Origin of the sequence: Nostoc sp. ChiSLP03a (assembly GCF_034531215.2) — a bacterium.
Lineage (GTDB): Bacteria > Cyanobacteriota > Cyanobacteriia > Cyanobacteriales > Nostocaceae > Nostoc.
Map to the genome: position 1 here is coordinate 1 of NZ_JAVRBQ020000008.1, position 8,694 is coordinate 8,694.

Here is an 8,694-nt window from a genome sequence, read left to right on the forward strand (position 1 = left end):
CTTCAATAGGTCATCAGTGATAGCATAAATTGTAATTATTTCGTTTAACATTACCCCTCCTAATTTTTCCTCTGGAGGGGATTTTATTGCTTATGCAATGCCACCTGAACACCTGCAAGCATAACTAGCAACTTGGGTTAAGTAAGAAAAGGTTACTGTTCCCACATAGATAAAAACGTTTACAGCAGCTTTTCCAACAAGCATCGCAGTTGCCCAAAGCCAACGCAGAACTTTTTTAATAAAGTAAGTAGAATCAGTAAGTTCCTCGGCTACTTCTCGAATACCTCTAGCAATATTTTTAAAGGCTGTATCCTGGGGATTTCGTTTGATTACAGGTATTCCATCTTGAGGCAAAACTTTGACTTTGGGGAATGCGGCCTTCCAATAATCATCAACTGGACGGAGCAGAATAGCAATAACACGAGATGTTCCAGCCTTATGCTGTTCCATAGCTTGCTTCGCCAAAACGTCCCAATGATAATCAGAAGCAGTAAATTCTGAACTAATTAGCACCAAAATTATATCTGATGTCTTTAAATGTTTATCAATTTCACTTTCCCATTCCTTTCCTGGACTGATCATGCTTCTGTGCCAACTAGTAATCACACCTTCCCGCCTCAAAATACTGAGGTGTTCCTCTAGTTTTTGCCGCATTTGTTCATCTTTAATAGATTTTGAGCAGCAATAAAAAACTTTGACAAGCTTACTAGCCGACATTGACCTCAGCACCTATTAATATGAATTAATTATTATTTTTATTTAACAACATTTTTTGTTTAAATTTTTGATACGTTACTCAGTCATCATTATGAAATTTACGTAGTTAATTGCTATGAATTTTCAATCAAGTCTTTTATTGCTATTCGGATACCTTGAGCAATACTTAAAAATGCATCATTATGATTTCGCCATTTTTTAACAGGTTTAGCATCTTTGGGCAGCGCTTGAATTCTTCCAAACGGTGCACTCTCCCAATCAACAGAGTCAAGAATTATGGGGATAACTCTAGCTTCTTTGGCTTCATGCCTTTCCATTGCCCGTTTTACTTCAACATCCCAGCAATAATCTGAAGCGATAAAATTTGCACTTATAAGCAGCAAAATTATTTGAGATGAATCTAAATGAGTGTCTATCTCATTGTGCCATTCTTTTCCTGCTCCAATTTTGCGATCATACCATTCTGTAATCACTCCTTGTCGCCTTAAAAGAGTGAGGTGATTTTCTAGTTTATCGCGCATTTTTTCATCTTCATGAGCATAAGAATAAAACACTTCAATAGCTTGATCAGGTTGCAATGACATAAGTTGCTTTATGACTCGAATCTTTGAAAATAGGTTTAAAGCTTTATCAAAGTTGTCTGCTAAAACTTACAGCTTTTATTTTAAGGTAGAAGGGATCACAAGCTTGATTTGAATTTACAAAATAATTCTTTTTAAGACTCTACCATATAGCACTACTAAAGTAATAGCACTTATTCATCTATTCAAACTCTTTATCGACACTATTTTATCAGCTTCATCTACTGTTATTTGCGCCAGCCCAAACTGTTCAATAACTGCTGCATTTGTTGTTAAATGCCTACTTACTTCAGCCACTCGATACTGACTTTCTTGTAAAGCTAAAGCAGCCGGCAATAATAACTGATCTGCTAAATGTTCATCCACTGGTGCGCCGGTGTAATGAAACTCAAGCAGTTGCTGACAAGCAATCTCTGCAACTGTTTCCGCCGACAACCGCAAACGCCCAAATCCACCAAAGCCAGTTAAGCTATTCTGATACTCAGCAGTTAAAAAAATACCCGCCCCAGGTGCTACACCTCTTTCTCGTAGAGTCTGTACAGTAACCTTTAAATGAGCTTCCCGTAATAAATTCTCCGCACGATTCGCCATCCGTTGCGGAATATGGGAAGGCAATTCTGTCACCACTGCTAGTCCTCGCACCTGTTGTAAATCGCCCCGTTCCAGCAAGTCGATCCCACCGAGTTTACCACCGCCATCCACCTGTAACTCTACCTCGCCCCCACCTTGGGGATACCACCCCCAAGCGCCTAACTTGACTTGGGCTTCTACACCCATGCGTTGCAGTATGGGCAGATAAACTTGCTCAATATACGTCGCTGTGGGGCTAAAGTTCACATGAGTTCCACCCTTTAGTGTCACTAAGGAATTGCCAGATGCTAGCGCCAAAGGTAAGAGAATTGTTTGTAAAACTAGAGCGATCGCACCCGCAGAACCACCTTGTTGTGCTTTACTAACATCAAAGGTATAAATTCCCGCTTGCACAGCACTACCTGGGATGAATTCTAGCAGCATTGAACCCAAAGCATCACCTCGTAGTTGGGCATTACAAATTCTCGCCGCCGCCCGAACTGCTGTTAAGTGTTGCGCTGCTAATCCTGGCTTTTTGCGTCCAGCGCGAATGCCTGTAATTCGTATGGGTTCGCCGGTAATGGCGGCTAGACTTAAGGAAGTGCGAAGAACTTGTCCGCCTCCCTCTCCGTAGGAACCGTCAATTTCAATCATGGGCGATTATTGGAATGTTGGATTTTGGGTTATCCCCACGGCTGTTAAAATCAAACCACAAATTATAAACGCCCAACAGCTAGCTTTTTAGAGAGAGGTTACACAAATATACAGAGAAAATTCTGATATGTGTTTCTGTAGTTTGCTAATTTTGAGTATGGAATTGAATAACCTTGCTTTTACCGGGGTTCATCAACCCATAAGGATCGACTATTTCTTTAAATTTTAACTGCTCAGGATCGATCACTTTTCTGCCGCTGTCTTCAATAATATACGTATGAGGATTGGCAATACTCACACCATGTTGTTCGTGATAGCGGATAATTTCATTGAGGCGTTCTTCTGTGGTGTAGCGCACAAGTTGCAATGCACCAGGAACTACGACACCATTCACCCGAAAAAATTCTAAATGCATCATTACCTCATCGCCGAAGTAATTATACATCTGCTCTACTAGTTGCAAACTGCAATCTCTAGGAAAGAGACTTTGTAAGTATGTAATCCCAGTATCTACACTCCGGGCAAGTAAGGTAGTGTGGTTCCAGCTAAATTCTGCTAAATGTATACCTTTGGCTGCTTCCTCAGCTGTTTTTGTATATGTAATTTGTCCGCCGTATTGCTGCACCAAAGCCGGTAAAAATTCCAAACTCGGTTCAGAAATTATCAAAAATACTGAGTGACTTCCTTCAGGAATATACTCTTGTACCGCGTGAAAATACTGGGAAATTGAAGATGCAAAGACAGAAATTAACTTCTTAATCATGCCATCAGCATTACCAATTGCCTGACCAAACTTTGCTGCTGTCATAAAGTCGTCAAAGGTGACAATCACTTCTGCCCAAGGATAAGCTGGCCCTAAAGGAATTTCAACTTCAGTGATGATGCCATTAATTCCCCAAGCATGATTTACCTTTTGGACATCATCGCCGCGTAATGCGATCGCACGGGGTTCATCTTCTACAGTTATCACTCGCAATGCTAAGATATTACCGCGATCGGCTAACATACCATATTGGATCGAGCCAATACCGCCACTTCCCCCGGCAATAAATCCGCCAATTGTGGCTGTGCGGTACGTAGAGGGTGCCATACGAATTTCCCAGCCGATTTCTCGTGTTTTTTTATCCAAAGCTGCCAACTTCACCCCAGCTTCTACCCGCGCCACCCCTGGTTTTACCCAAAGAATCTCTTGCAACCGCGTCATATCTAAAATTACGCCACCGTGCAACGGTACACATTGCCCATAGTTCCCAGTTCCCGCACCTCGCACAGTTACAGGTATACGATGTTTTGCACACGCAGCTGCAACTTTTAAAACCTCTGCTTCATTCGCGGGACGCACTACGATATCCCCAACTTTTCCCTCTAGTTTCGACACTAACACAGGGCTAAAAGTGTGATAATCCTGGGATAATTTTGCGACTTGGGTAGAATCGGTAATAGTTTCTATACCTTTTAGAGAATTAATCAGAGCATCTAATTTTCTCGTCATATATATCCTTTTTTAACGCAGAGGAACGCAAAAGTTTACGCAAAGGAACGCAAAGAATTCACTCCTCTGCGAACCTTTGCGCTTCCCTCAGCGCCCCTTTGCGTTTTAAAATCTTCTCATCTTCCACAAAACTTTCATGCCACTAACTCAAAAAATCAGATAGCGCACTCAAGCAGACAAAAATCAATACTTAGTTTCCTGTGTCTGTGCGTCAATAATTACACTCCAGTCATCGTTTTTCACAGCAGCTTCAAGTTGACGCTGACGTTCGGCTTCACTCGCATCTCTTGTTTCTGACTCTTTAGAAAGGGTTGTATCAGCCATTGCTTTCCGCAGTTTTAGCTTTTTCTCCTCGTAGGCTTGAAGTTGGGCTTCTGACATTACCGCCTTAGTAGCTTCACCTACCGTACTAGCCCACATTCCGCAATCAGTTGCATTACCAGGTGGCGTACTTTCGAGTTCTGCTATCCACGCATCTCGCAAATCTTCCATTTCTTGACGTTTGGGGAACTTGAATGCTTGCACGCGTACAAAAGCACACTTTTGCTTGCCATTTTGGCGAAGATGGCTGTTTAGGGAAAGCAACACATTCCGAGAATAGCCAATGTACTGCGTGTGACGTTCTGCATCTAATACTGCGTAAACTCCGGCAATTTTAGCGTTCTGAGCAGCTACACTCCAAGCCTCAAAGCCAATGATTTCAGTACCATTATTTGCCAGATCGGGAGTTATACTCACTTCAATGGCGGCGTGTTCGTTGTCAGAACTATACAAAAAATCATGCAGTCCACGGTGGTTTATGGGGACATTTTGATGTTCAATTGGCGGATTGTGCTGAATTTCCATTGCAATTGATCTCCAAGTTATTAATTAGCGATGTCTACGACGAACTTCTCTACGAGAGGCTACGCCAATGCTTACACAAGCAAATATATGCCCTTAAAATATTGAAGCTTAAATCTACTCACATCTCCACATCCCGTGAAAAGTCAGAAGAGCCACTCCGCTGCGCCGACTCCGAGCCACGAGTTTTAAAATCTTGGAAAGATGCTTTGACTATTGGCAGCGATCGCAGAAAGAGCGCAATCACCCTCTGGCAACAAAAACGCTCCTCACCAGGACTGCGATGCTGTCAGCAGTTGGGGGATGTCGGGATATGGGGATTTACTGCTTGGGCTGTTTCCCTTGTCTTATAATGATTGATCCTATATTGGCTTCAGCAGTAGGCTCATTATTGACTCGCCACCAACCTAAAGCCCCCTGTTGGCATCTACGAGCTTGAGCATAGCGGAAGCGAATGTAGTAAATTCCAGGTTCACTAGGTGCTGTTAACGTAAATGTACTTGAGCCTGCTCCCTTAGAACCGCGTTGATCGTAAATACAGGCTTGAGCGCTATTTTGACCAACAATACCCACAATAATTTGATTAACAGCTTTCAGGTCACACTCAGGACAATCATAAATGTAATTAGTAGATCCATTAATCTTTTCTCCAGGAGCAACACTTATAACATTACTTTTGTTGTTAAGTATGAAATCAGTGAGCTTCACTTGACCATAAGTTGCTTGATTAGGTAGTGTAGGTGGAGCTATTTCAGTATTATTTTGTTCTTCACTGTCAATTGAAGCCATAGCTGCAAGCCGTTGTGCTTTTGCTTCAGCTTCTGGATCAATACTTAAATTGGAATCGAGCTTTTGGGCTTGTTTGAAACTATCCACGGCTTTCGCAAGGTTGGCTTGTCGTGCTATTGCTTTACCCTGATTGACTAAAAATTGGGCTATTTTGATGTTGTCCCAGGCGTATTTCTGGCAAGTTTTACTAGCATCTCTAGCTTCTTCAGTTTCAGCTTTGACAAAAACAGAATGAAAAAGTAATTTATTGCACGCTAATTTTAATGAAGCTTTATAATCTTCTGAGTTAGAAACTTTTTCTTTGAGAGTTCCGAGATTCCACAACCGTATTGTCTTATCCCAACTTCCAGTAACAATATAATTTTTGCCCAGCGGGCTAAAGGCAACTGAGATAACTTTATCGTCATGTCCTAAAAAAGGTTGTTCAATTAAATTCCCTTCCAAATCTCTCACTCGCACAGTATTCCCACTGGCAATGGCAATAGACTTGCTATCTGGACTGAAACCAACCGAATTAATATCACTTTCAGGGATAGTTTTTTGCATAGTTTTTTTCTGAAAATCTATCAATTGGACTATGTTATCTACACCGCTAGTAACGATGTATTTTCCATCGGGGCTGATAGCCAGTGAACTGACACCATATACGTGTACTTCAATAGGTTTTGCAATAGAGTTACCTTTTCTGTCCCAAAATTGCAACGTACCACTAGCAATAACGATTGTCTGTCCATCACGACTAAAAGCAACTGATTTGATCTGTCGCCCCTTAAGTTTTAAGAAAGGTTGAATGACATTGCCTTTTAAATCCCACAATCTCATTCCGTCATCACCACCGCTGATAATGTACTGACTATCAGGACTAAAGGCGACTGATCTGACTACACCTTGATGTCCTTTGAAGGGTGTACCGATAGAGTTGCCCTGCAAATTCCATAACCTTACTGTCTTATCAGAACTGCCAGTAACTATATAACGTCCATCTGGACTAAAATTGACGGCATTAACATAATCGTCATGTCCCCTGAAGGGCTTACCAACAGGATAACCATCTAAATTCCATAACCTTACTGTTTTGTCTTCACTGCTACTAGCGATATAATTTCCATCTGGGCTAAAGGTTACTGAAGTGACATTCTGCTTATGTCCTATAAGAATGTTTCTTTCTACAGGTTTTTGTAGGAAATCAAATAAGATAGAACTAACTGAGTCTGGAACTTTTATTAGTTTGTCTTGGCTTTCACCAGTCAGCTTAACTGCTGTAACTAACCCGTCTAAAGGCTTCTTTAATCTTGCCTTAGCAACTTGCTCACCCAGACCAGCAATAGTTGCTTGTGTAAAGGCATATATGCTTGTGAAGATAGCTAATACAAGTGCTATAGTAGTTCCAGAAAGTAATGACCTCAAAATGAATATCTGGCGTTTCTCTCGTTGAATAATTTGATTTTGCCATGCAAGGCTAGCATCAATAAATTGCTTTTCTTCTGTTGTAAAGCCACCAAGATTCTTAAAAGCATCTTTATTTTTCAATTCCACAATTTGATTTAATCTGGAGCCTTTTAAAAGTTCATCTTTAGCTTTAGATTCATTTCCTCTACGAATTCTTTGCCAACGCCTTGCTTCACTAGCTAACCAATGTTTGAAAATAATTGCTTCTTTTTCCTCTTCAATCCACCTTTGTAAGGTATTCCATGAGGTTAGCAAAATTTCATGAGCAATTTCCACTGTAGCTGCTTGTTCTTGATTTTGACTATTGTTAAATAGTAATTTTTCTTCACTTCTATAATCATAATTACTGACTAGTATATTTTCATTAATAAACTTATTAACAATCTTCTCTACTGGTTTCTCCGTAAATTCATTTCGATAAGCCCTTCTACTAACCGCTTTACTACCTAAATCAGTATCAACAATATTCACTAATCTCACAAAAACTTGTTTAGTGACTATTTGTTCATCTTGGTTTAGATTTTGATAAATCAGATTAATCCGTTTTTGTAATGCTCCTCTTACACCCTCTAACGATGCATAACTTTTCTTGTTTAAGGTGCGGTCTTCGATATTAGGACGACCATCGGCACCGAAAGTTTTACATTCACTTTCCCAAAGCAAATTCAGGGTGTACTGCAATAAGGGAAGATAACCTTTTTGTCCCTCTACTTCTTTGATAATTTGTTCAAGCAACCCTTCTTCAAAAACGACCCCATGCTTGGCTGCTGGCTGCTCGATGGCCTGTCGCAGTTCATCTGGGTACATTTCAGTCACTAGATGAATATTATTTTGATTGGCAATAACACCTAGATCGGGATAGAAACTAAATTGCTCCAGAAAGTCAGATCGTATTGCCAGTACAATCTTGACAGAACTATTCCCAGACTTGGCAACCTGCACAAGACCTGAAATAAAGTTTTTGCGTTTGTCTGCATCATCACAAATAGTGAACAATTCCTCAAATTGATCGACAAAAATTAGCCACCGTTCTTCCTCCTTCTTTAAGGTGCTAATCACTTTAGTTAGGGTATCTGCCTTCGCTTCTAGGGCAATCTCGACTTCCGATTTACTGAAGCTATAGTCCTTCTCCTCACTGAGTAAACAACGATATAGAGAATCAAAGGGATCTTGATGGGGACTAAAGATGAAGTCATAAAATGTTTGAGACTCCAGAGATTTCTTCAACTCAGGAATTAACCCCGCACGCACAACAGAAGATTTGCCACTCCCAGAAGCTCCTAAAACTAAACTCAGACTGCTTCGATTCACTGCCTCAAATAATCTAGTAATAAGCTTATCTCTACCAAAAAAGCGATCTCTGTCTTTGAAGTTAAACCTTTTGAGTCCTTGATAAGGTGAATTCTTATCCAGTTGTCGCTGTGTAACCGTCTCAAGAGAAGACTGGATGATCTGATACCAATTAAAAATGAATCTGCATATAATGGGGAGAAGCAAACTAGGTAAGTTAACAGAACCATGAGCCGCCCATTTAAAATTGCGATCGCCGAGAGCGAAGAGGAACTGAAAAAACGCCTACAAACAGTGTCTTCAGGAAAC

General features: G+C 40.7%; 7 protein-coding genes. 1 reads left to right on the top strand and 6 read right to left on the bottom strand.

Features of this window, described 5'->3' with window-relative positions:
• Window positions 1–90: 90 nt before the first annotated feature.
• From RMY32_RS00940 to RMY32_RS00960, 5 genes are all read right to left on the bottom strand, one after another.
• Window positions 91–717: a toll/interleukin-1 receptor domain-containing protein gene (locus RMY32_RS00940; RefSeq protein WP_322712059.1), complete on the bottom strand. Its 627-nt coding sequence runs from the start codon at window positions 715–717 to the stop codon at window positions 91–93.
• Between the two features lie 113 nt (window positions 718–830).
• Window positions 831–1,301, bottom strand: a complete 471-nt coding sequence (locus RMY32_RS00945) for a toll/interleukin-1 receptor domain-containing protein (protein ID WP_322712060.1) — start codon at window positions 1,299–1,301, stop codon at window positions 831–833.
• Between the two features lie 174 nt (window positions 1,302–1,475).
• Window positions 1,476–2,522: an RNA 3'-terminal phosphate cyclase gene (gene rtcA / locus RMY32_RS00950; protein WP_322712061.1), complete on the bottom strand. Its 1,047-nt coding sequence runs from the start codon at window positions 2,520–2,522 to the stop codon at window positions 1,476–1,478.
• 145 nt (window positions 2,523–2,667) lie between these two features.
• Window positions 2,668–4,014 carry an FAD-binding oxidoreductase gene (locus RMY32_RS00955; RefSeq protein ID WP_322712062.1) on the bottom strand — a complete coding sequence of 449 codons (1,347 nt, stop codon included), beginning with the start codon at window positions 4,012–4,014 and terminating at the stop codon, window positions 2,668–2,670.
• A 183-nt stretch (window positions 4,015–4,197) separates the two neighbouring features.
• Window positions 4,198–4,860: a GIY-YIG nuclease family protein gene (locus RMY32_RS00960; protein WP_322712063.1), complete on the bottom strand. Its 663-nt coding sequence runs from the start codon at window positions 4,858–4,860 to the stop codon at window positions 4,198–4,200.
• Here RMY32_RS00960 and RMY32_RS00965 point away from each other — a divergent pair.
• Window positions 4,860–5,210, top strand: a complete 351-nt coding sequence (locus tag RMY32_RS00965; RefSeq protein ID WP_322712064.1) for a hypothetical protein — start codon at window positions 4,860–4,862, stop codon at window positions 5,208–5,210. The genes RMY32_RS00960 and RMY32_RS00965 overlap by 1 nt on opposite strands.
• Here RMY32_RS00965 and RMY32_RS00970 read toward each other — a convergent pair.
• On the bottom strand, window positions 5,179–8,592 hold the full coding sequence (locus RMY32_RS00970) for an NACHT and WD repeat domain-containing protein (protein WP_409882157.1): 3,414 nt from the start codon (window positions 8,590–8,592) through the stop codon (window positions 5,179–5,181). The genes RMY32_RS00965 and RMY32_RS00970 overlap by 32 nt on opposite strands.
• Window positions 8,593–8,694 lie beyond the last annotated feature (102 nt).

Coding starts and splice junctions, on each gene's coding strand:
- RMY32_RS00960 (WP_322712063.1), bottom strand. CDS start 4,860: ATGGAAATTCAGCACAATCCGCCAATTGAACATCAAAATGTCCCCATA.
- RMY32_RS00940 (WP_322712059.1), bottom strand. CDS start 717: ATGTCGGCTAGTAAGCTTGTCAAAGTTTTTTATTGCTGCTCAAAATCT.
- RMY32_RS00945 (WP_322712060.1), bottom strand. CDS start 1,301: ATGTCATTGCAACCTGATCAAGCTATTGAAGTGTTTTATTCTTATGCT.
- rtcA (WP_322712061.1), bottom strand. CDS start 2,522: ATGATTGAAATTGACGGTTCCTACGGAGAGGGAGGCGGACAAGTTCTT.
- RMY32_RS00955 (WP_322712062.1), bottom strand. CDS start 4,014: ATGACGAGAAAATTAGATGCTCTGATTAATTCTCTAAAAGGTATAGAA.